The organism is Pseudomonas sp. Cab53 (genome assembly GCF_018325965.1).
Taxonomy (GTDB): Bacteria; Pseudomonadota; Gammaproteobacteria; order Pseudomonadales; family Pseudomonadaceae; genus Aquipseudomonas; species Aquipseudomonas chlororaphis_E.
This window is the reverse complement of sequence record NZ_AP021902.1, coordinates 2428543-2452927: the sequence shown is the minus strand read 5'-3', so window position 1 is coordinate 2452927 and position 24385 is coordinate 2428543. Positions and strand designations below refer to the sequence as shown.

Genomic DNA, 24385 nt, shown 5'->3' with positions numbered 1-24385 from the left:
AGCGCCCGCGGGGTCATCGCCTGACCCCAGCGAGGCGCCAGACCGACGCTCACTGTTTTCAAGCCTTTGAAATGGACCAAGCAAGCATGAACAACATCGAAGACATCTACTCCCTTTCGCCGACCCAGCACGGCCTGCTGTTTCACAGTGTCTTTGAACCGGACTCGCGGGTGTACTACCAGCAACTGACCCTGGAAATGAACGGCCCGCTGCAACTGGGCGCCTTTCGCGGGGCCTGGCAGGCGCTGATGCAACGCCACGCGGTGCTGCGCAGTGCGTTCCTGTGGGAAGAGCTGGACGATGCCTATCAGGTGGTGCAGCAGGACGTCGACCTGCCCTTGACCGAACTGGACTGGCAGGGCCGCGCCGACACGCAAGCGGCCCTGGAGCAACTGGGCCTTGAGCAACGGGCCCGACCGCTGGAACTGAACGAGTCGCCGCTGATGCGCGTGTGCCTGGTGCGCCTGGCGCCCGAGCGCTGGCACCTGATCTGGACCTTCCATCACATCCTCATGGACGGCTGGAGCGTCGGGATCGCGGTCCAGGAATGGCTGGCGCTGTACTACGAACAGGCCCACGGCCGCCCGGCCCACCTGGCAGCCACCCGCCCTTACCGCGACTACATCGCCTGGCTGGCGGAACAGGACATGGCCGTCACCGAACAGTTCTGGCGCGAACAGTTGCAGGACCTGAGCGAACCGACCCCGCTGCCGTCCTTCGCCACTCGCCAGGCCGCGCCGTCGGGCGCGCCGTTCGCCGAGCGGGAAAGCCGCCTGGACGCAGGTGAAACCGAGCAACTGACCCAGTTCGCCCGGCGCCATGACCTGACCATCAACACCTTGATCCAAGGCGCCTGGGCGTTGTTGCTGGGCCAGCACGCCGGACGCGACGACGTGGTGTACGGCGTCACGGTCGCCGGTCGGCCGGAGAACCTGGCGGCAGTGGACAGCACCGTCGGGCTGTTCATCAACACCCTGCCGCTGCGGGTGCAGTGGGCCGAGAGCCCGACGCTGGTGGACTGGCTGCAACAGTTGCAGCACGCCAACAGCGACCTGCGCCACCACGCCTACCTGCCGTTGGGCAAACTCAAGGCGATGACCCGCATTGCCGCCGAGCAGGCGTTGTTCGACTCGATCCTGGTGTTCGAGAACTTCCCGGTGACCGATGCCCTCAACCAGGACACCGGTGGCTTGAGCTTCAGCGCCCCGGCCAACGACCAGCAGGTCGACGGCCTCACCCTCACCCAGGGCCGCAACCACTTCCCGTTGTCGCTGATCGTGATGCCGGACACCCAACTGCACTACCTGATCAGCTACGACCGCAGCCGCTTCAGCGACGCCGAAGTCGCGGTGTTGTCCACGCAGTTGCGCGCGATCCTGCTGGCGATGACCAGCCAAGCCCAATGCCAGGTCAACCGCCTGGAATGGCTGGACGCCGAAGAACGCCAGCAATTGTTGGCGCAAGGCCGTGGCGCGCAACTGCCCGTGCCCCTCGAATGCCTGCACCAGCGCTTCGAACAGCAGGCTGCCCGTTGCCCCGAGCACCTGGCGGTTCGCGATCACCAGGTCGCATTGACCTACCGTGAACTCGATCAGCAGGCCAACCGCCTCGCCCACTGCCTGCGCGCCCAAGGCATCGACCAGGGCAGCGTGGTCGCACTGGCCTTCGAGCGCAGCGCCGATTTCGTGATCGCCCTGCTCGCCACCCTCAAGGCCGGCGCGGCGTACCTGCCCTTGGATATCAAGCAACCCGCCGGGCGTCTGGTCGACGTGCTGGTGGACAGCCGCGCGGCGCTGCTGCTTGGCGCCACACCGTCGCCCTTGCTCAAGCAACTGGCCGAACATACCCAGGCGTTGTGGCTGGCGGAACAGGCCGACACCCTCGCCCGTCAACCCGACACGCCACCGGCCGTGGCCCACAGCCCGACCGATGCGGCCTACGTGATCTACACCTCGGGTTCCACCGGCACGCCGAAAGGCGTGGTGGTCGAGCACCGCGCCATTGTCGACTACCTCACGGCGGTGCACGCCGTGCTCAACCCGCCGTCGGCCGCCACCTACGGCTTGCTGTCGAGCATTGCCGCCGACCTCGGCCACACCCAGCTGTTCGGTGCCCTGTGCAGCGGCGCCAGCCTGTTGTTGGTGGACGAGGACAGCGGTTTCAGCCCGCTGGCCCTGGCCGAGCTCTTCGACCGGCACCCGGTGGATGTGCTGAAGATCACCCCAAGCCACCTCGCCGGCCTGTTGCAGGCGCTGCCCGATGCGCGGCTGTTGCCGCGCTCGCTGCTGGTCTTCGGCGGTGACGCCCTCAGCCCGGCGCTCCTGGAGCAGGTGAATCACCTGGCGCCGGGGCTGAGGGTGTTCAACCACTACGGCCCGAGCGAAGCGACGGTCGGCGCGATTGCCACCGAACTGACCCCAGGCCTGCGCAGCATTGCCCTCGGCCGACCGCTGCCCAACCGCCACTTGCAAGTGGTCGATGGCGACGGTCGCCTGACCGCCACCGGCGTCAGCGGTGAGCTGCTGATCAGCGGCGCCCTGGCCCGGGGTTACCTGCACCGCGACGACCTCACCGCCGAACGTTTCCACCTGGATGCGCAACAGCAGCGCTGGTATCGCACCGGTGACCGCGTGCGCTGGCAAGTGGACGGCCAACTGGCGTTCCTCGGCCGCGTCGACAGCCAGGTGAAGATTCGCGGCAACCGCCTGGAGCTGGGGGAAGTCGAGGCACAGATCAAGCGCCTGTCGCCGCTGATCGAGCAGGCCCTGGTGCGTGCCGTGGAACTGGACGGCACCCTGCGCCTGGTGGCCTGGCTGGTCGCCAGCCAATCGCTGTCCGCCACCAAGCTGCGCAACGACCTCAGTGCCCGCGTGCCGGACTACATGGTCCCGGCGCACTTCATCACCCTCGATGAACTGCCCCTCACCCGCAACGGCAAGGTCGACGTCCAACGCCTGCCGACCCCGCAAAAGCCTACCGAAGACAGCGCCAGCCACGTGGCCCCGCGCAACGACGTCGAGGCGCTGCTGGCCGAGATCTGGCAGGACGTCCTAAAGCTGGAACGGGTCAGCGTGCACGACAACTTCTTCGCCCTTGGCGGCGACTCGATCATCAACCTGCAGATCATCGCCCGCGCCAACCAACAAGGGCTGAAACTCACCCCGCGCCAACTGTTCGAGAACCGCACCATCGCTGACATCGCCCGGGTACTGGGTGCCGACGCCAGCCAGGGAATGACGGACAACCTCGCCGAAGGCTATGAATTGCCCCTGGGTGCCGGCCAGCGGGCCCGCCTGGAACAGGGTGCGCTGGACGCCACGTGGCGCTGCGTGGCGCTGGCCCAGGCCCTTGACAGCGAATTGCTGGGCCAGGCGATCAGTGCGTTGCAGCAACACCACCAGGCTTTGCGTCTGGCGCTCAAGGCGCTGCCCGAAGGCCAATGGCAACAACGGGTGCTGGGCGCGGCCAAGGCGTCGGTCATCGGCAGCGAAACCCTGGCCGCCTGCACGCCAGCGCAGTTGCAGCGCCTGGCCCAGGCCGGTGTCGATGCCCTGGAGCTGGACGCCGGCCAGACCTTGCATGCCCGACTGCTGGACGTGGCCGGCAAGCCATTCTTGCTGTTGGCCGCTCACCCACTGAGCGTCGACGAAGCCTCTTGGTCACTGCTGCTGAGCGACCTCAACCTGGCGCTGGCGCAACTGCGCTATCAACGGCCGGTGCGCCTGTCCTATGGTGGCGGCGACTTCACCCAGTGGACCCGGCACCAGCAGGACCACGCCCAAGGGGATGCCCTGGACGAGGCCTGGGAGCACTGGCTGCAATACGCCGGTGCCGATACCCTGCAACTGCCTGCTAGCCAGGCATCGGCCGACCTGGTCGAACAGGCGCTGCCGGCCAGCCTCTCCAGCGACCTCAAGCGCGTGGCCCAAGTGCTGCAACTGGACTGGAACAGCCTGTTGGCCGCTGCCGTGGCCGAACAGTGCCGTGAGCACGGCGGCGCCGGCCTGCTGGCGCTGAGCGTACAGGGTGGGCGCCCCACCGCCGAACGCTTGCCCGTCAATGCACCGATTGCCGTGGCCGACCTTGAGCCGGCCCGCATCCTCGGCCCGTTGGACCTGGCGGTGCCGTACTTCCTCCAGGCCGAAGGCGACAACCTGCTGCAACGCGTGCAGGCGCTGGCCGCGCAGTGGCGGGCCTACCCGCAGCACGGCGTCGACTACGGTGCCCTGCGCTACCTGTCGGACAACGCGTACCTGCAAGAACCCCTGCGTGACCTGCCGCCGACAGCAGTCGCCATTCGCTGGCAGGGCAACCGCGACAGTCACCGCGAAGCACACGGCATCCTGGCCCAGATCGAGGCTGCGAGCCCATTGCCTGCAACGAACTGCCCGCTGACCCTGGACGCCTGGTGGCAGGACGGTTGCCTGCACGTGCGCTGCCAGGGTGCCCTCGCCGCCACCTGGGCGCCGCAGCTCGTGCAACGCTTGGGCGAACTGGCCGGGCTGATCAACGCCGCCGACCTGCGCCCCGCCAGCCAGGCCTTCCCGCTGTGCCACAAGCAAGCGGCGACCCTGGCGGCCGAACCGCTGGACTGGCTGAACATCGAAGACGTCTACCCGCTGTCGTCGATGCAACAGGGCATGCTGCTGCACACCCTGCTGCAACCCCACAGCGGGATCTACCTGATGCAACAGCGCTACAGCTGGGACGGCGTGTTGCAACGCCCGGCGATGGAAGCGGCTTGGCAACTGTTCCTGCAACGCCACCCGATGATGCGCACCGCATTCTGGTGGCAGGACGACCACGAACCGCTGCAATGCGTCTACCGTCAGACCCAGGCGGCGTTCGACTGGCAGGACCTGCGCCATCTCGATGCCGAGCAGCAACGCCTGGCGATGGACCAAGCATTGGAAGCCCAGCGTCTGCAAGGCTTCGACATGGCGTGTGCGCCCCTGACCCACCTGCGGGTATTCCAACTGGATGAGCGTCGCTTCGCCGTGGTGCGCAGCTTCCACCACATCCTCACCGACGCCTGGTGCTTCGGCCTGCTGATGGAAGACCTGCTGGCGATCTACCAGGCCATCGTGCGCGAAGAGCCGGTAGCCCGTCCGCGTCTGCGTTCGTTCCGTGGCTACATGAGCTGGCTGGAGCGCCATGACATGGCCGCCGCCCACGCTTTCTGGCAGGCGCAGATGGCCGGTTTCAGCGAACCGACGCCACTGCACGTGGACAGCCCCGTGGCGCGCCCCGAACAGGCGCCGGAACAGGTGGGTGACTTCGACCAGACCCTGAGCATCGCCCAGACCCAGCGTTTGCAGCAGCTGTGCCAGCAATACCAACTGACGCCGAACACCTGGATCCAGGGCGCCTGGGCGCTGTTGCTGTCGCGCTACAGCGGCAACCGCGACGTGCTGTTTGGCGTCACCGTGGCCGGTCGTCCCACCGACCTTGCCGGCGTCGAGGAAATGGTCGGGCTGTTCATCAACAGCCTGCCGCTGCGGGTGGACGTCGACCCGCAAGCGCCGGTCGCCGACTGGCTGCAAGCGCTGCTGTCGCAGAACGCGCAATTGCGCGAGCACGAAAGCGCGTCGCTGGTGGACATCCAGCGTTGCAGCGAAGTACCCCGCGGCCAGCAACTGTTCGACAGCCTGGTGGTGTTCGAGAACGCCCCGCTGGACATCAGCAGCGTGCAACTGGGTGCCTTCAGCATCGACATCTATGAAGACCGGGTGCACACCAACTTCCCGATGACCGTGGTGCTCTACCCCGGCGATCGCCTGGGCATTCGCCTGTCCTATGACAGCCAGCGCTTCACCACCGACACCGTGCAGCGCATGCTCGGCCATCTGGTGCAATTGCTGTCCAGCATGCTCGACCAGCCACAGGCACCGCTGGGCAGCTTGCAGATGCTCCCCGAAGCGGAGCGCCGTCACTTGCAGGTCGAGTGCAACCCAAGCACCGTCGACTTCCCGCTGGAGCGTGGCTACGCCTCGCTGTTCGCCGAACAGGTCCGTCGCCGCCCGCAGCACATCGCCGCGGTCTGCCAGGACCAATCGCTGACCTACGCCGAACTGGACCGTCGCACCAACGCCATCGCCTACGCGCTGCAACAGGCTGGCGCCGGCCCGGAAACCCTGGTGGCGCTGTTTGCCGAGCGTGGCCTGGCCCTGCTGACGATGATGATCGCCACGCTCAAGGCCGGCGCCGCGTTCCAGGCCCTCGACATCCAGCAGCCGCCGGCCCGCCTGGCGGAGCTGCTGGACCTCGGCGAAGCCCCGCTGCTGCTGGTGTGCGACAGCGCCAGCGCGACCCTGGACAACGTCCTGCCACAACTGCGTCGGCAACCCACCTGCCTGGTCGCCCAGGCGCTCTGGCAAGGCAGCGAGGCACCGGCGGTCACCTATGCCCACGACCCCGACCAACTGGCCTACGTGATCTTCACCTCGGGCTCCACCGGCACGCCGAAAGGGGTCATGGTCGAGCAACGCGGGATGCTCAACAACATGTTCGGCAAGGTCCCGAGCCTGGGCCTGGGCGAGCACGACCGGATTGCCCAGACCGCGTCGGCGGCGTTCGATATCTGCGTGTGGCAGTTCCTCGCCGCACCGCTGTTCGGCGCCACCGTGCAGATTCTTCCCGACACCCAGGCCCATGACCCGGTGGCCCTGCTCGACGCCGTCCAAGCGCACGGGCTGACGCTTCTGGAAACCGTGCCGGCGCTGATCCGCGGCATGCTCCAGGAAAGCCAGGCGCACCATACCCTGGCAAGCCTGCGCTGGTTGCTGCCCACCGGTGAAGCCTTGCCACCGGCCCTGGCGCGGGACTGGTTCGCACGCTTCCCGACCATCGCCCTGATGAACGCCTACGGCCCGGCGGAATGCTCGGACGATGTGGCCTTCCACCCAATCACCCAAGCCCCGGCCGACGACTGCCTGCACATGCCTATCGGCAAACCCACCGCCAACAACCAGGTGTTCGTGCTCGATTCAGCACTGCGCATGGTGCCCATCGGTGTTCCCGGTGAATTGTGCATCGGTGGCGTCGGCGTGGGGCGCGGTTACCTGCGCGACCCACAGCGCACCCGCGAAGCCTTCGTCCCGCACCCGTTCCAGGCGGATGCGCGGCTGTACCGCAGCGGTGACATCGGCCGGCTGCGCGCCGATGGCGTGCTCGAATACCTCGGCCGCCGCGATCAGCAAGTGAAGATCCGCGGCCATCGGATCGAACTCGGTGAAATCGAAAACCGCCTGATGCAACACCCGGCGGTGGACAGCGCGGCCGTCCTGGCATTGCCCGACGCCCGGGGAACCCTGCAACTGGTCGCCTGGTACGTGCTGGACAGCACCGCCGACCTGGGCGACGAGCCCGCGCCACAGGTGCTGGCCGCTTACCTGGGCGCGCAACTGGCGAGCTACATGGTGCCGGCGCGCTGGCTGGCGCTGGAGCAATTGCCGCTGAACGCCAACGGCAAGGTCGACCGCCGCGCCCTCGCCGCCCGCGGTGTGCCCCAGGCCGAGACTGCCGAAGCATTGTGCGTGGCCCCGCGCACCGAAACCGAACAGGTCCTGGCGCAACTGTGGCAGGAGATTCTCGGTCTGGACACGGTCGGTGTGCACGACGACTTCTTCGCCATCGGCGGTCACTCGCTGTTAGCAACCCAGGTGCTGTCGCGGATTCGTCGACGCCTGAACGTGAACCTGCCGCTGCGCACGCTGTTCGAGCGCGGCACCCTAGAGCAGTTGGCCGCCGCGGTGGACCGCCAGCGCGAGGTCCCGGTCGAGTCCGCGGGCGACAGCGACATCGCCCTGGCGCCACGGCACCAGCCGTTGCCGTTGTCGTTCAGCCAGCAACGCTTGTGGTTCCTCGATCGCTTCGAAGGCCCGAGCGCCGCCTACAACATGAGCACCGTAGTGCGGCTGCGCGGCGCGCTGGACATCCCGGCGCTGCAAGCGGCGTTGCAAACCGTGCTGGAGCGCCATGAATCACTGCGCACCGCCTTCCAGCTCAACGGCGACCAGCCTTGCCAAGTGTTCAGCCCGGCCCCGGTGGTCGACCTGACGCCGACCGAGCTGGCCCCGCTCGACGGCGAGCAGCAAGCGCACACCCTGCAACGCCTGATCGACGAGCAGGCCGGCACCCCATTCGACCTGCAACAGGCGCCGATGCTGCGCGCCCGGTTGCTGCGCCTGGGCGCGGACGATCACGTGCTGCAACTGGTGCTGCACCACATCGCCACCGACGCCTGGTCCATGGGCATCCTGGTGCAGGAGCTGATCACCGGCTACCAGGCCTACACTCGCGGTTCGACCCCGGACTTGCCGGTGTTGCCGGTCCAGTACGCCGACTACGCCTACTGGCAACGCAGCGAAGCGCAGCAACGCCAACTGGCACGGGCCATCGACTACTGGCGCCGCCAACTGGACGCTGCACCGACGCTGATCCCGCTGCCGCTCGACTACCCGCGCCCGGCGCGTCCCGACTACCAGGGCGCGGCCCTGGAGCAACGGTTCAGCCCGGCCCAGGCGCAGGTGCTCAAGGCCTATGCGCAACAGCAGCGAGCGACGCTGTTCATGGTCCTGCTCAACGCCTTCAACAGCCTGATGCAGCGCGCCACCGGGGCCAACGACTTCATCGTCGGCACCGACCTGGCCAACCGCGAACACCCGGCGCTGGAACACCTCATCGGCTTTTTCGTCAACGTGCTGCCCATCCGCGCACGCCTGAGCGAAGGCGAAGGGTTCGACGAGCGCCTGCAACGCCTGCGTGAAGACTGCCTATCGGCCTTCCAGCACCAGCAGGTGCCGTTCGACAAACTGGTCGAGGAACTGCAACCGCCCCGTACGCCAGGGGTGAATCCGCTGGTCCAGGTGCTGTTCGTCATGCAGAACACACCCACCGGCAATGCCAGCCTGGCCGATCTTGCGGTGGAGCACCTGGCGCCGCGCCAGGAAAGCAGCAAGTTCGACCTCGCCGTGTTTGTCGAGGAAGACGAAGCCCAAGGCCTGAATGTGCGTTGGGTGTACCGCACCGGCGTGCTGCAGGAAGCGACCGTCAAGCGCCTCGAACAGGGCTTCGAAAGCCTGGTGGAGCGGATCGCCTCGGCTTCCGGGCAAGCACTGGACGATTGGTCCTGGCGCTTGGCGCACCCTCAGGACAGCAGCGCGCCGACCCAGCCTGAAGCACCGGCCGACGACGCGACGGCACGCAGCGCGCGCAAGCTGTCCAAGCTGAGCAAGCTCAAGCAGACCCGGGCCACCGCCGTCAGCCAGTTGGCCCACGAACAGGTGCGCACCCGCACGCTGATCGCCGGGCAGCCCCTGCCGCTGGTCATCGAACCGCTGCTGGGCGACCTCGACCCGGCGCACTGGGCGCTGCAAGCCCGGGCATGGATCAACGAGCAATTGCGCACCCACGGCGGGCTGCTGTTCCGCGGCTTCAACCTGCCGGACGCCGCCGCCTTCGAACAGTTCGCCCAGGCCATTGAACCGGACCTCTACGGGACCTACGGTGACCTGCCGAAGAACACCTCCGGCAAGAACATCTACCACTCCACGCCGTACCCGGAACAACACATGATTCTCTTCCACAACGAGAGCTCGCACCTGCCGCAGTGGCCGCGCAAGCAGTGGTTCTATTGTGAAACACCGTCGCCGGTGGGCGGTTGCACGCCGATCGTCGATTGCCGCCAGGTGCTGGCGCGCCTGCCGGACGACATCGTTGCCCGCTTGAAGAGCCAGGGTCTGCTCTACGTGCGCCACTTCACCGACAAGCTGGACGTGCGCTGGCAGGACTTCTTCAAGACCCAACAGCGCGAGGAAGTCGAGCGCCAATGCCAGGCATCGGGCATGCGCTGGGAATGGCTGGGGGCCGATAACCTGCGCATCGCCCAGCACTGCCCGGCCATTGTCGAGCACCCCGAGACCGGCGAGCTGTCGTTCTTCAACCAGGTGCAATTGCACCACACCGCCTGCCTGGAGCCTGAAGTGCGCAGCAACCTGATCAATCTGTTCGGCCCGCAACACCTGCCGCGCAACGTCTATTACGGCGACGGCAGCGTGATCGAAGACGCGGTGATGGACGTGATCGGTGCGGCGTACGAAGACTGCGCCGTGCGGTTCGCCTGGCAAAAAGGTGACATGGTGATGCTCGACAACATGCTGGTGGCCCACGCCCGCGACCCGTTCGAAGGCGAGCGCAAGATCTGTGTCGCCATGGGCCAGATGATGCGTCGTGACCAATTGAAGGGGGCTTTGCCCGCCGTGCCGCCGCAGCCGGCGGCGGAGGTGCAGGCATGAGCGCCTACGAAAAGCGTGAAGAAGCCTTCGCCCTCTCGCCGCAGCAACGCAGCCAGTGGCTGGGCGGTTTGCCGTCGGCGCGCCTGGAGCTGGAGATCAGCGGCGCGCTGGCCCTGGAGCGCGTGCAGCAACGGCTCGCCGCGCTGAGCGCCTGCCACGAAGCGCTACGCCTGCGGGTACGGCCCGAGCCGGGCCTGTTGCTGCCGTTGCAGGTGGTGGAGTCGGCCGTCACCGCACACGACGCCATCCGTGTCGAGGTGCAATCGGTGGGGGCCGATCGGCATCGGCTCAGCCTGCAACTGCCAGCCCTGGGCGCGGACCGCGGGACCTTGCTGCGCCTGGCCCAGGCCTTGGCTTGCGCGCAGGCGCCGACGGTCGACGACGAAGCCATGACCTACACCCAATACAGCGCCTGGCTCTACGAATTGCAGGCCGACGAAGACGCCGAGCATGGCCGGCGTTTCTGGGCCACCCAGGCGGTGGACCCAGCGGCCACCGGCGAGCTGTTCTACCGCCAGGTGCGCAGCGACCGCGCCGCCACCCCGGTGACCACTCGCCTGCTCGCCAGCCCGCTGTTGAACGCGGCCCTGGACAGCTTTTGCCAGCGCCACGATGCATCTGCCGAGCAGGTGCTGATGACCGCCTGGGCCGTGTTGCTGCAACGCTTGAGCAGCGGCGACAGCCCGGCCCTGACCTTGAACTGGGTCCATGATTGCCGCGACGACTACGAAGAACTCGCCGACTGCTGGGGCCTGTTCGCCAAGCCCCTGCCCCTGCGCTGGCAACCGGCCCCCGAGAGCTCGTTCGCCCAGGCCCTGGCACACCTGCAAAACCTCTGCGAGCAAGCCACCGAATGGCAGGAATACTGCGGCGTCAGCACCGCCCAGGCATCCGAAGCGTCGCACTACGGCTTCCAGTGGGGCGCGCAACTGCCCGAGCGGCTCGACGTCCTGGGCAGCAGCGCCTCGACGCTCACGGTACTGGACGCCCACGCCATCCCGGCAGGCATGGAGCTGCTGTTGGTGGCTGAAACGACGGGCAGTGGTTATCGCCTGAGCCTGTCTCACCTGCCGAACCGCTACAGCGAACAGGCCGCCGCGATGCTGCTGGAACAGCTGCAGTCGCTGCTGCTCGATGCCCTCGCCAACCCTGCCACGCCGCTGTCGGCGCTGTCGTTGCAGGCCCCGAGCTTCGCCGCAACGCTGGCGGCGCTACAGGGCCCACTCGACAGCGCAGCGGTGTTGGCCAGCGTACCGGCGCGCTTCAGCGCCTGCGCCAGCCAATACCCTCTTCACGTGGCCCTGCGCGACCACCATGGGCATCTGGACTACGCCGAGCTGGACGCACGCAGCAACCAGCTGGCGCATTACCTGCGGGCCCAGGGTATCGGTCGCGAAGACCGCGTGGCGCTGTACCTGGATCGCTCGGCGCCGATGGTGCTGGCGATGCTCGCCGTGCTGAAAAGCGGTGCCGCGTTCGTGCCGCTGGACGTGCATCAACCCGCCCAACGCTCCCTGGCCATCCTGCAACAGGCGCGACCGACGTTCATCCTCAGCGGCGCGGCGGGCCCGGCACCCGCCCTGCCCGCCGTCGCCAGCCTCGATTTGCGCGAGGAAACGCTCTGGCAGCAAGGTCCGAGCCACGCACCGGAGCACGAGGTCCAACCCGCAGACGCCGCCTACGTGCTGTTCACTTCCGGCAGCACCGGCACGCCCAAAGGCGTGATCGTCGAGCACCGCCAGCTTGCCAGCTACGTCGCCAGTGTCTCCCGGCGCCTGTCACTGGCGGCCGGCGAGCGCAGCGCGGTGGTCACCTCGCTGGCCGCCGACCTGGGCTACACCTTGCTGTTCCCGGCGCTGCTCAGCGGCGGTGAACTGCACCTGCTGGACAAGGAAACCGCCATGGATGCCCAGGCCTGGGCCACGTGGCAGGCGCAGCATCCGGTCGATCACTTGAAGGTCGTACCGTCGTTGCTCGACGCCTGGCTGATTCACGCCCAAAGCGCCGCCGTGCTGCCGCGCAAGCAACTGATCCTCGGCGGTGAAAACTGCTCGCCCCGCTTGCTGCGCAGCGTTCGCGAACACGCGCCGGCCCTGACGATCTTCAACCATTACGGCCCCACCGAAACCACGGTCGGGGTGGTGATGCACCAGCTCGAACCGGCCGTGGACTATCGCCGCCTGCCCCTCGGCGACCGTCTCGACGGCATGCGCCTGCACCTGCTGGACGAGCAACTGGCGCCCGTCGCCCCCGGCCAGAGTGCCGAGCTGTACATCGCCGGCCCGCAATTGGCGCGGGGTTACCTGGACGCACAACAGGACGCCGGACGGTTCATCGAGCCGGCGCAAGGGCCCGGCGAGCGCCTGTATCGCACCGGCGACGTGGCGCGCTACCTCCACGACGGCAGCCTGGAGATCGCCGGGCGTGCGGACCGCCAGGTGAAGATCCGCGGCTTTCGCGTGGAACTCGACGAGATACAGGCCCAACTGGCCGGCCTGCCCGGTGTGGCCCAAGCGGCGGTGGAGTGCATTCCCCGTGGCGAACTCGGCCAGCAATTGTTCGCCTTCATGACCCTGGCACCCGGGCATTCGACCAGCGTCGCGCGCTTGCACGGCCAGGCCCAGGATTGCCTGCCGGACTACATGCTGCCGACCCTGCGGATCGTCGAAGCGTTGCCGCTGATGGGCAACGGCAAGCTCGACCGCAAGACTTTGCAGCAATGGGCCGACAAAGTGCTCGACACGGTCGGCAGTGCCTTGCCGCGCACACCGCTGGAGGCCCTGCTCGCCGAGGTCTGGGCACAGGTCCTGGGCCTGGAGCGGGTGGGCATCGACGATGACTTCTTCGAGCTGGGCGGCCATTCCCTGGCGGCGGTAACGCTGGCCAGCCGCTTGCAGACCGCCCTGTCGGCGCCAGTGACCGTCAACGCCGTGTTCAACGCGCCCAGCGTCTCGGCGTTCGCGGCGCTGGTGCAGGCCGAGTTGAAACTGTCGCCGCTGGTCAGGCTGTCGCCGCCCGGCGTCGAAGCGGCCAACCTGTTCTGCTTCCACCCGTCCACCGGCCATGTGCAGGACTACCGCGCGCTGTTGACGCCGTTGCAGGCCTGGAACCTCTGGGGCTTGCAGGCGGCCTACCTGGCCGAGGACAGCACGGCGCTGGGAGGCGACATCGAGAGCCTCGCCGCGCTCTACGTCGAACACCTGCGCCAACAGCAACCCCACGGGCCTTATCACCTGCTGGGCTTCTCCCTCGGTGGACTGCTGGCGATCGCCGCGGCGGCGCGCCTGGAAAGCCTGGGCGAACAGGTCGCCTTTCTGGGCATCATCGACTCGCAATACCAGCACCAGGCGCCGGAGGACAGCGTCCAAGCGCTGCTGGAATCGGCGGTCGAGGCCTTGACCCCCGACAGCCAGGCGCTGATGCGCCAATTGCCGGCGCCGCTGATGAGCGCGTTGACCGCGCAACTGGATGCCCTGCCCCGGCGGCGAGACTGCCGGAACTGGTGCAGTGGGCGCGCCAGCAAGGCTTGCAACTCGATGGCGACAGCTGGGAACATTTGCAGACGCGGCTGCGCTACCAGCAGCATACCCAGCACTTGCTGGCCAGCTTCAAGCCGGCCCGGCTGAGCTGCCCGGTGCATGTCTGGTGGGCCAGCGACACCCTGGCCCAGGCTGACTTTGCCGATCCACACTGGGAACGCCTGAGCAGCGGTTCGCTGACCCGCGACGTCATCCCGGCACAGCACCTCACTGTCCTCGAACAGCCCGCCTTCCAGCAGCAACTGGCGGCGCGTCTCGAGGCCCTTGCGACACACGGAGCGGTTTGAAATGGATCTGTTGTTACTCATGGCCAAACGTTCATGGCGCGCCCTGCTGGTGGCGACCTTGACGGGCCTGATCTGCGGCCTTGCGGCGGCTGGCCTGATCGCCAACATCAACCACAGCCTGACGGTGTTCGACCAACTGCGGCCGATGGATGGCGTGTACTTCGGCGCCCTGGTGGCGCTGGTGGCGGTGTCGCGGGTGATCTCCGACGTCAGCCTGCTGCGCCTGGGCCAGGCGGCGGTCAATGACATGCGCCTGCACCTGAGCGCCAAGCTGATCGACACGCCGTACGCGCAGTTGCAGCGCCTGGGCAAGCACCGCCTGCTGGCGATGCTGACCGACGATACGCAAACCATCAGCCAGGCGGTGGAGCTGGTGCCGATCCTGCTGGTCAACGCCGGGATCATCGCCGCCTGCCTGGCCTACCTGGGCTGGCTGAGCCTGCCGTTGCTCGGCCTGACGCTGTTGCTGATCGCCCTGGGCAGCCTCAGCTTCAACTGGCCGCAACGCCGGGCACTGACCTCGATCTCACGGGCCCGTGAGCTCAAGGACCAGTTGTTCGACCAGTACCGCCTGCTCACCGACGGCAGCAAGGAACTGCAACTCAACCACCCGCGCCGGCAACACTTCTTCACCCGGTTGCTGATTCCGGTGAGCCAGCAATATCGCCGGGATTTCGTGCGGGGCATGAGCATCTATGCGCTGGTGATGAACTGGGGCAATGCGGTGTTCTACCTGCTGATCGGCGTGGTGCTGTTCGCCGCGCCGCACTTTATCGAGCTGCAGGTCAGCCTGGTCACCGGCTACATCCTGGCGATCCTCTACATGATCACGCCGCTGTCGGAGCTGATGCACGCCCTGCCGACCCTGGGCCGGGCCAGTGTCGCGCTGAACAAGATTCGCGCCCTGGAAGGCGAGATGCAGGCCGCCGACGAGGCCATCGAGACGATCACCCCGACCCAGGTGCGCAGCCTGGTGTGCCGGCAGGTCAGCCATACCTACTACCGCGAGCGCGAGGACGGCCATTTCACGCTGGGCCCCATCGACCTTACGCTCAATGCCGGCGAAGTGGTGTTCATCACCGGTGGCAACGGCAGCGGCAAGACCACCCTGGCGTTGTTACTGACGGGCCTCTACCGGCCGGAAAACGGCGACATCGTACTCGACGAGCAAGTCTCCTCCAGCCACGACAACCACCATTACCGCCAGCACTTCTCGGCGATCTTCACCGACTTCTGCCTGTTCGAGAACCTGTTCGACGGCGACGATCCGCACCTGGTGAAGCAGGCGCAGGACTACCTGATCCAGCTGCAGCTTGATCACAAGGTGCAAATCGAGGAAGGCAAGCTGACGACCCTGGCCCTGTCCACCGGGCAACGCAAGCGCCTGGCGCTGCTCAGTGCCTACCTGGACGATCGCCCGTGCTACCTGTTCGACGAATGGGCGGCCGACCAGGACCCGGTGTTCAAGCATTTCTTCTACACCCGGATCCTGCCGGACCTGCGCGAGCGGGGCAAATTGCTGATCGTCATTTCCCACGACGACGCCTACTTCGGCCTGGCCGACCGGCTGATCCGCATCGAGCACGGCACGCTCAGCGAAGTGGCGCCCCAGGCTGCGGCGAAGGCCTCGGCGGTGTTGTCCTGAGGTCGTCGACAGACCCGTGGATAATCTGGCGAGCCCCGTTACCGGGGCTCACGCCTATTCATAGATGTAATGCAGATAGCTCACCTGCTCCGCCAGGGGCAGGCGATGCAGTTTCGGGCAGGACTCGCAGAGCACCGGTGGCTGGCCTTCGACGGGCTCGTGCAACTGATAGTGCAGGCAGCAATGCCGGCGCAAGGGCAAGGTTGGGCAAATCTGCGGCGCGGGCGACTCGACCATGCGTTGCAGGCCCCGCAACTTCAGGCGCCCGTCGTTGACCGTGGCTTGCTCCAGCCAACGGTGCGCCTCGGCGAACCCGTCCCGGGAGAGGTCGGGGTCCATTCTCGCGAAGGCCCCGTCCCAGATGGCAACCATGTTGCCCCAGAGTATTTTCGGTGCCAGGCCACCGGCAGCCGCCAGGGGGATGAACAACGGCGCCAGGTGCTCATGGACCAACCGCGACCAGTAGGCCGCGCGCTCTTGCGCGCCCAGGGCCGGCAGGCGGCTCGGCAGGCCCAGCGCCGACGGTTGGCCATCATCGTGCAGCAACTGTGCTTGCTCGCCCCAGAAGTCGATGGCGCAGTGACGGGTCAACACACAGGCCAGGGTGGCCGGCAGGACGATGCTCATGTAGTTCATCGACCATTGCGAGACCACGGCCGCGCGGTTCACGCCGGGGTAGCGCAGCGCGAAGCGGGCCAGCAAAGGCTGCAGCACCTCGGGGTTGGCCAGTTGGTTCAACGCGATGCAAGGCTGATCGCCAGGCCCCTGTCGGATCACGCGCTTTATCGGCGGCCAGGCCTGGTTCAGCCATTCTGGAAATTCGATAACGGGCTCCCGTGACTTTCCCTAATTAATGCAAACGATTAGCATTGGCTGATCCTATCCTCCCGCCCCTGTAAACTCAACGTCGTCAGCGACCAGGCTTACCAAAGACCTCATGCACACACTTCGCAATTTCTGGCGCCTCGCACGGCCTTTCTGGGTATCCGAGGAAAAGTACCCGGCCCTGTTGCTGCTGCTGGGTACCGTGCTGATGACCCTGTGCCTGGTGGGCGTCAACATCCTCAACAATTTCTGGAACCTGCATTTCTACAACGCCTTGCAAGCCCTGGACTACCACGGTTTTCTCGTTGGCAGCCTGCAATTCATCCTGCTGCAGGTCGGCACGGCCGCCTTTACCGTGGGCGCGTTCCACTTCCAGCAGAAGCTGACCATACGCTGGCGGCGCTGGGCCACCCGCCACATGCTCGACCAATGGCTGGGCAGCCAGCGCTACCAGAAGCTGAAGCTGACCGAGACCGAGGTCGATAACCCTGACCAGCGGATCGCCGAGGACATCGACCTGTTCATCGTCAAGTCGCTGAAGTTGAGCCTGGGCTTGCTGACGTCGGTGGTGTCGCTGTTTTCGTTCCTGAACATTCTCTGGCAGGCCTCCAGCCTGGTGAGCGTGCCGTTCAACGACCAGTCGGTGGTCATCCCCGGCCTGCTGGTGTGGATTGCCCTGGTGTACGCGCTGCTGGGCACAGGCCTGGCGTTCTGGCTGGGGCGCGCCCTGCCCGGCCTCAACTTCATGCAACAGCGGCGCGAGGCGGACTTTCGTTTCTCGCTGATTCGCCTGCGGGAAAACGCCGACTCGGTGGCCCAATACCGCGGTGAGGCGGTGGAGAACGAACGCTTCAACCGACGCCTGGAGGCGGCGCTGGAAAACTTCTGGGCGCTGGTCAAGAAGCAAAAGCTGATCATGGGCTACTCGACGTTCTACCTGCGCAGCGCCACGGTCATTCCCATGTTCATCATGGCGCCGCAATTCTTCGCCGGTGCCTTTCCCCTCGGCCGCCTGACCCAGATCAGCGCGGCCTTCGGCGAAGTGCACGCGGCCATCGCCTATCTGGTCAGCGTGTTTCCGGAGCTGTCGGAATGGAAATCGGTGATCGATCGTTTGAACGGGTTTCAGGAGCGCCTGGACAACGTCGAGGTCAAGTCTGCGGTGCGCCTCGAACAGCAGGCCAGCGGCCTCGACATCAAGGACCTGGACGTCTGGCTGCCGAACGGCCGGCAATTGTTCAAGGGCTTCAACCTGTCTCTCAAGCCCGGTGACAGCCTCATGATCAGTGCGCCGTCGGGCTACGGCAAATCGACGCTGATCCGCACCATCACCGGGCTCTGGCCCCACGCCACGGGCAGCAGCCACTATGACCGTGAACGGGCACTGACGCTGTCGCAAAAACCCTACCTGCCGCTGGGCAGCCTGCGCGAAGCCCTGTGGTACCCCAACCCGCCAAGGCGCGAGGAAGACGCGGCGCTGCGCCAGGCCATGGAGCACATCGGCCTGCAGCACCTGGGCGATCAGTTGGACCAGGAACGGGACTGGGCCCAGACCCTCAGCATCGGCGAACAGCAACGCTGCGCCTTCGTCCGCGCCCTGCTGGCCCGGCCCACGGTGCTGTTCCTCGACGAAAGCAGCTCGGCCCTGGATGCGGCCAACGAACAGCGCTGCTACCAACTGCTCAAGCAGGCCCTGCCGGAATCGATCCTGATCAGCGTCGGGCACAACACCTCGCTGGAACAGATTCACTGGCAAGTCCTCGAACTCAAGGACGAGGCCCAGTGGGTCCAGCGCAAAGCCCGGCAAGCAGCCATACCCCTGGGCTGACCCCGCTACCGTCTTCGCGGGCAAGCCCGCTCCCACAGGGTTGTTTGGCGGACTGGAGAGGTGTTTTCGCCATAGATCTCTTTGTGGGAGCGGGCTTGCTCGCGAAGAGGCCGGCAAGCCCTCTCCAACCCACCACAAGGTCCCCCAGCCCAGAACAACCGCCAGTCCTGCGCCCACGAGATCTCTCTGAACTTCCATCCGACCTTGCGTCTCTGCCCTTTACCATCACCCGATTAAAAAGGCAGGACGTCATGAGAGCACTTACTTATCACGGCGCGCACAGCGTCAAGGTCGACACGGTCCCGGACCCGGTTCTGGTGGACAGCGACGACATCATCCTGCGTGTAACGGCAACAGCCATCTGTGGCTCGGACCTGCACCTGTATCGCGGCAAGATCCCCACGGTCGAGCATGGCGATATCTTCGGCCACGAGTTCATGGGGATCGTCGAAGAAACGGGTTCTGCGGTGACCGCCGTACAACCCGGCGACCGCGTGGTGATCCCATTCGTGATCGCCTGCGGCAGCTGCTTTTTCTGCCAGATGGATTTGTTTGCCGCCTGTGAAACCACCAACACCGGCCGCGGCGCGATCCTGAACAAGAAGTCCATTCCACCGGGAGCGGCACTGTTCGGCTTCAGCCACCTGTACGGCGGCGTCCCCGGTGGCCAGGCCGAGTATGTGCGAGTGCCAAAGGCCAACACCGGCCCGTTCAAGGTGCCGGGCACCCTCGCGGACGAGAAAGTGCTGTTCCTCTCGGACATCTTGCCCACCGCGTTTCAAGCCGTCACCAACACGGGCATCGGCAACGGTTCGAGCATCGCGATCTACGGTGCCGGGCCGGTCGGTCTGTTGAGTGCGGCGTGCGCGAGAATGTTGGAGGCCGAGCGGATTTTCATGGTCGATCATCACCCCTATCGACTGGCCTACGCACAACGCACCTACGGTGTGATTCCAATCAACTTCGATGAAGACGACGACCCCGCCGACACGATCATTCGCCAGACCCAAGGCATGCGCGGGGTCGACGGTGTAGTGGATGCGGTCGGCTTCGAAGCCAAGGGCAGCACCACCGAAACCGTGCTCGCCACATTGAAGCTCGAAGGCAGCAGTGGCAAGGCCTTGCGCCAGTGCATTGCCGCCGTACGCCGTGGTGGGGTCGTGAGTGTGCCAGGGGTGTATTCCGGGTTCATCCACGGTTTTCTGTTTGGCGACGCGTTCGACAAAGGGCTGACCTTCAAAATGGGCCAGACCCACGTGCAGCGTTACCTTCCCGAATTGCTCGAACACATCGAGACCGGCCGCCTGGCACCCGAGGTCATCATCAGCCATCGAATGGCCCTGGAGCAGGCGGCCGAGGGCTACAAGATCTTTGACAAAAAACAGGAAGATTGCCGAAAGGTCATCCTGACCCCCGGCGACTCAGCCATCGCAGTGCCAGAGGGCGACGGCCCGGCCCTGGCGCTGGGGACCTAAAGCCGCCTCCCACAGTGTTATGGGGTGGACTGGAAATGTGTGCCCACCACAGATCCCTTGTGGGAGCGAGCTTGCTCGCGAAGACGATGGTCCATCCAGCATCGGGGCAAACTGACCCACCGCATTCGCGGGCAAGCCCGCTCCCACAGGGTTGTTTGGCGGACTGAAGAGGTGTGTCCACCACAGATCCCTTGTGGGAGCGAGCTTGCTCGCGAAGACGATGGTCCATCCAGCATCGGGGCAAACTGACCCACCGCATTCGCGGGCAAGCCCGCTCCCACAGGGTTGTTTGGCGGACTGGAGAGGTGTGTCCACCACAGATCCACTTGTGGGAGCGGGCTCGCTCGCGAAGACGATGGTCCATCCAGCATCGGGGCAAACTGACCCACCGCATTCGCGGGCAAGCCCGCTCCCACAGGGTTGTTTGGCGGACTGGAGAGGTGTGACCACCACAGATCCACTTGTGGGAGCGGGCTCGCTCGCGAAGACGATGGTCCATCCAGCATCGGGGCAAACTGACCCACCGCATTCGCGGGCAAGCCCGCTCCCACAGGGTTGTTTGGCGGACTGGAGAGGTGTGTCCACCACAGATCCACTTGTGGGAGCGAGCTTGCTCGCGAAGACGATGGTCCATCCAGCATCGGGGCAAACTGACCCACCGCATTCGCGGGCAAGCCCGCTCCCACAGGGTTGTTTGGCGGACTGGAGAGGTGAGGTGGTCAATTTTTTCCGGACACCTCAATCGGTGTTTTTCAGGCTGCTTGCCGCTCATACTGATTGGGCGGCAAATAGCCCAAAGATGAATGGATTCGCCTTCCGTTATAGAACCGCACGATGTAGTCCGTGATGTCTTTGATCGCTTCGCCATGGTTGGCGTAATCCTTGCGCCAAACACGCTCCATCTTCAGATTCAAGAAGAAGCGCTCCATGACCGCATTGTCCCAGCAGTTGCCCTTGCGACTCATGCTGCAACGCATTCCATGTCGCGTCAGCAAGTTCTGGTAATCCGTACCGGCATACTGGCTGCCTCGATCCGAATGAGCGATCAAGCCCGGTTCAGGTTGTCTCTGCGCGATGGCCAGTTGCATCGCACTGCATACCAACTCTGCTCGCATGTGGGGTGCCATGGCCCAGCCCACGATTTTGCGTGAGTACAGGTCCATGACGGCCGCCAGGTACAGCCAGCCGCTGCGGGTACGGATGTAGGTGATGTCAGCGACCCACGACTGGTTGATGCGCTCGGGATTGAACTGGCGATTGAGCAGGTTCTCAGCCACCGGAAAATTGTGATTGCTGTCAGTGGTATGAACGAACTTGCGCTTCCAAATCGGACGCAAATCCTGTTGTTTCATCAGGCGGCGGACCTTGTTCCGTCCAACGGAGACGCCAGTGTCACGCAGCGCTTTCACCAAACGACGGCTGCCATAACAGTGTTCATTGGACACGAAGGCAGCCTTGAGCTGAGCGGAAACCGAGCACACAGGTTTTGGCTTCAAACGCCGCTGACGAGCTTCGTAAAACCCCGAACGACTGATCCGCAACACCCGGCAGATACGCGCCACCGGGTAGGCCTTGCATTGGACTTGGTGAACCAACTGGTGGATCACTTCAACTCGCGGGCAAAGAAGGCCGTAGCTTTTTTTAATATGTCATTATCCGTCTTCAGTTCGCGGACTTGCTGTTCAAGCTGGCGAATACGCTGCTGGTCGCTGGTCAATGGTTTGCCAATCCCCGTACCGCCCGACTGCTCGGTTTGATACTGCTGAACCCAGCGGCGTACGGCGGTATCGCTCAGGCCTAAATCGGTACAAACCGAGTTCACGCTCAGACCTTGATCAACAACCATCTTGCAGACCTTCAGCTTGAACTCGGCGTCGAATTTTCTGTACTTCTTAGTCATGGAATATTCCTCAATGAGTGTAGTTTCACCCATTGAGGTGTCCGGGGCTATTAGACCAGCTCAAGGTGTGTCCGCCATAGGGAGGGTATCTGTCATTCACCTGTGCGGGCTTTGGAGGCGTTCGCTCCATATTTTTCCAGCAACTTGAGTGTCACGCCGTTGGTCCAGCCGAAGCCGTCCTGCAACGCGTATTCACCGCCGCCACCGCCCTGCCCCTGGCCAGACACGTTGTATTTCTCCACGAGTTTGTCCTCCTTGCGGTAAAGGTTTTGGACCTGCTGGAGAAAGCGCTGGCCAATCTGTGCCGCGAGGTCGCCTTGCTGGTAGCGGTCCAGCCCTTCCACCGCCACCCACTGCAACGGCGCCCAGCCATTGGGTTCGTCCCATTGCTGGCCATTGCTGACCTGGGTCGTGGCAAGCCCGCCAGCACGCAGCAGGCCGCCGCGCACTGCCTCGGCCGTGCGCCTGGCGTGCTCGTTGGACGCCAGCCCGGTGTACAGCGGGAACAGCGCCGCAGCCGTCAGGTCCGGACGCTGTCGGTCGAGCTGCCAATCGTAATCGACGTAGTAACCGCCATCGGCCTTCCACAAGTGCCGTTCGATGGCCTGCTGACGCCGGTCGGCGCGCTGGCCGTAAGCCTGGACGCACGACACGTCGCGGAGGGTCTCGCAGCCCTTGGCGATGGTGCGTTCCAGGTGATACATGAGGCTGTTCAAGTCCACCGGCACGATGGCGGTGGTGCGTATCGTCTCCAGGCGCTTGCCGTCACCCAGCCAGCGCGAACTGAAATCCCAGCCGCTTTCGGCGCCGGCGCGCAAGTCGCGCCAGACCTCCTGGCGCGTCCGGTCCGGCGCCTGGGCGGCGGTCTTGATGTCTTGCAGCCAGGACTCCTGGCGGGGCGTCGCGCTGGCGTCCCAATAGCGATTGAGCACGCTGCCGTCGGCCAGCTTGACGACATGCCGGGCGGCCGCGCCGGGCTTGAGCGTCTGCGCACCGTCCATCCAGTAGGCGTACTCACGTTGCAGTTGGGGAAGGTAGCGAGCGTAGGCCTGGTCGCCTTCGATGCGAGCCTGCAGCTCCACCATGTAGGCGAAGAACGGCGGCTGCGACCGGCTCAGGTAGTACGTGCGATTGCCATTGGGGATATGACCGTAGGTGTCGATCATGTAGGCGAAGTTGTCGGTCATCTGCCGGACCTGATCCTTGTCGCCGCTGTGTTCGAGGCCCAGCATGGTGAAATACGAGTCCCAGTAGTACATCTCGCGAAAGCGTCCGCCCGGCACCACGTAGGGCTGCGGCAGCGGCAACAGGCTGCTGTACTGTGGCACCTCGCGGTAGGTGCGGCTCAATACCGGCCAGAGCGAATCGATGTGCGCCTCGATCGGCGCGCCAGGCTTGGGCGGTGGGCTTTGCGCTTCGCCGGATTCGATGAAGTTGTCTTGGACGAAGCCCTTCAGGTCGAAACCGTCGCGCTCATGAAGGGCAAGATAATCGGCGCGGATCTTCGCGGGATCGCGCTTGGGCAGCGCATCGACGAAGTGTTTCTGGTCGGTGAAGATCCCCTGGCGCTGCACCGCTTCAAACAGCTCCGGGTACGCGTGGTCAGGTGCAAGAGGGGTACGTTCCTTGGCGTCTTCATAGCTCCATGTGGCAGGCGGTTGACTCGAACAAGCGGCGCACAACAGTGCGGCGAAAGACAGGCTGGTGAAATCCATAGGTCGCATAGGCAGCTCCATCGTAGTGTCGTTCCTGACACAGGAGTGACCTGATGGACGGGCCCGGGTTCATTAAAAGACCCTGGCCCGGACCACGGCGCCAAGCCGCCTGTGCATGCAGCCACCGGCGCTCAGGCGGTTGCCCAGCCGTTCGGCCTCGGCCGCGCTAGGCCGTCTGTTCCTGCTCCAACCGCTTGAGCAGTGCCTCGGCGACGGCCTCGGAAGACGCCGGGTTCTGGCCGGTGATCAGGTGTCCGTCCTCGACCACATAGACCGCCCAGTCCGCCGCCTTGGAGTACTCGCCGCCCTTGGCCTTGAGCATGTCTTCCACCAGGAACGGCACCACCTGGGTCAGGCCCACCGCGTCTTCCTCGGAATTGGTGAAGCCAGTGACTTTCTTACCCTTGACCAGCGGCTGGCCATCGGGGGCAACGACGTTCTTGAACACGCCGGGGGCATGGCAAACGGCGGCGACGGGTTTGTTCGCGGCGTACATCGCCTCGATGAGGATCTTCGAGTCCCGGTCCTCGGCGAGGTCCCAGAGCGGGCCATGGCCGCCGGGATAGAACACGGCGTCGAAGTCATAGGGATCTACTTCGCCCAGCAGCACCGTGCTGGCCAGGGCAGCCTGGGCCTCGGTGTCCGTGCGGAACCGGCGGGTGGCGTCGGTCTGGGCGTCCTCTTCATTGCTCTTGGGGTCCAGCGGCGGCTGCCCGCCCTGGGGAGAAGCCAGCGTGACGTCCATCCCGGCGTCGACGAACACATAGTAGGGCGCGGCGAACTCCTCCAGCCAGAAGCCGGTTTTCTTGCCGGTATCGCCCAACTGATCGTGAGATGTAAGGACCATTAGAATGTTCATCTTAACCGCTCCTCCGA

10 protein-coding genes are annotated in these 24385 nt (G+C 65.3%); 6 read left to right on the top strand and 4 right to left on the bottom strand.

Annotated elements, in window-relative coordinates; genetic code table 11:
* Positions 1-86 precede the first annotated feature (86 nt).
* The 4 genes from KI241_RS10805 to KI241_RS10795 are packed head-to-tail and all read left to right on the top strand — an operon-like array spanning position 87 to position 15766.
* Positions 87-10295, top strand: coding sequence for a non-ribosomal peptide synthetase (locus KI241_RS10805; protein WP_212803669.1), 10209 nt, complete (start codon positions 87-89; stop codon positions 10293-10295).
* Complete coding sequence (locus KI241_RS10800; RefSeq protein ID WP_244868271.1) at positions 10292-13921, top strand: amino acid adenylation domain-containing protein; 3630 nt, start codon at positions 10292-10294, stop codon at positions 13919-13921. Before KI241_RS10805 ends, KI241_RS10800 begins: the two co-directional genes overlap by 4 nt.
* Positions 13891-14121, top strand: a complete 231-nt coding sequence (locus KI241_RS27775; protein WP_244868270.1) for a hypothetical protein — start codon at positions 13891-13893, stop codon at positions 14119-14121. The genes KI241_RS10800 and KI241_RS27775 overlap by 31 nt, the downstream gene beginning before the upstream one ends.
* A gap of 1 nt (position 14122) precedes the next feature.
* Positions 14123-15766: a cyclic peptide export ABC transporter gene (locus KI241_RS10795; protein ID WP_047735542.1), complete on the top strand. Its 1644-nt coding sequence runs from the start codon at positions 14123-14125 to the stop codon at positions 15764-15766.
* Positions 15767-15820: 54 nt separating this feature from the next.
* On the opposite strand, the gene fhuF is transcribed toward KI241_RS10795, so the two are convergent.
* Positions 15821-16504, bottom strand: a complete 684-nt coding sequence (fhuF, locus tag KI241_RS10790; RefSeq protein WP_123578022.1) for a siderophore-iron reductase FhuF — start codon at positions 16502-16504, stop codon at positions 15821-15823.
* A 199-nt stretch (positions 16505-16703) separates the two neighbouring features.
* Between fhuF and KI241_RS10785 the strand changes: the two genes are divergently transcribed.
* Positions 16704-18419: an ABC transporter ATP-binding protein/permease gene (locus KI241_RS10785; RefSeq protein WP_212803668.1), complete on the top strand. Its 1716-nt coding sequence runs from the start codon at positions 16704-16706 to the stop codon at positions 18417-18419.
* Positions 18420-18670: 251 nt separating this feature from the next.
* Positions 18671-19894 (top strand): zinc-dependent alcohol dehydrogenase, encoded by a 1224-nt coding sequence (locus KI241_RS10780; protein WP_212803667.1) that lies wholly within the window; start codon positions 18671-18673, stop codon positions 19892-19894.
* Between the two features lie 752 nt (positions 19895-20646).
* On the opposite strand, the gene KI241_RS10775 is transcribed toward KI241_RS10780, so the two are convergent.
* From KI241_RS10775 to KI241_RS10765, 3 genes are all read right to left on the bottom strand, one after another.
* Positions 20647-21794, bottom strand: a protein-coding gene (locus KI241_RS10775) for an IS3 family transposase (RefSeq protein ID WP_144419424.1) whose coding sequence is annotated in 2 segments (ribosomal slippage) — positions 20647-21539 and positions 21539-21794 — 1149 coding nt in all. Because the reading frame shifts where the segments join, the coding sequence is not laid out codon by codon here.
* A gap of 92 nt (positions 21795-21886) precedes the next feature.
* Entirely contained in the window at positions 21887-23518 is a 1632-nt protein-coding gene (treA, locus tag KI241_RS10770) for an alpha,alpha-trehalase TreA (protein ID WP_047735548.1), read from the bottom strand.
* Between the two features lie 157 nt (positions 23519-23675).
* The gene (locus KI241_RS10765; protein WP_047735549.1) at positions 23676-24368 is read right to left on the bottom strand and encodes a type 1 glutamine amidotransferase domain-containing protein; all 693 of its coding nucleotides are present in this window, start codon (positions 24366-24368) and stop codon (positions 23676-23678) included.
* Between the last annotated feature and the right edge of the window lie 17 nt (positions 24369-24385).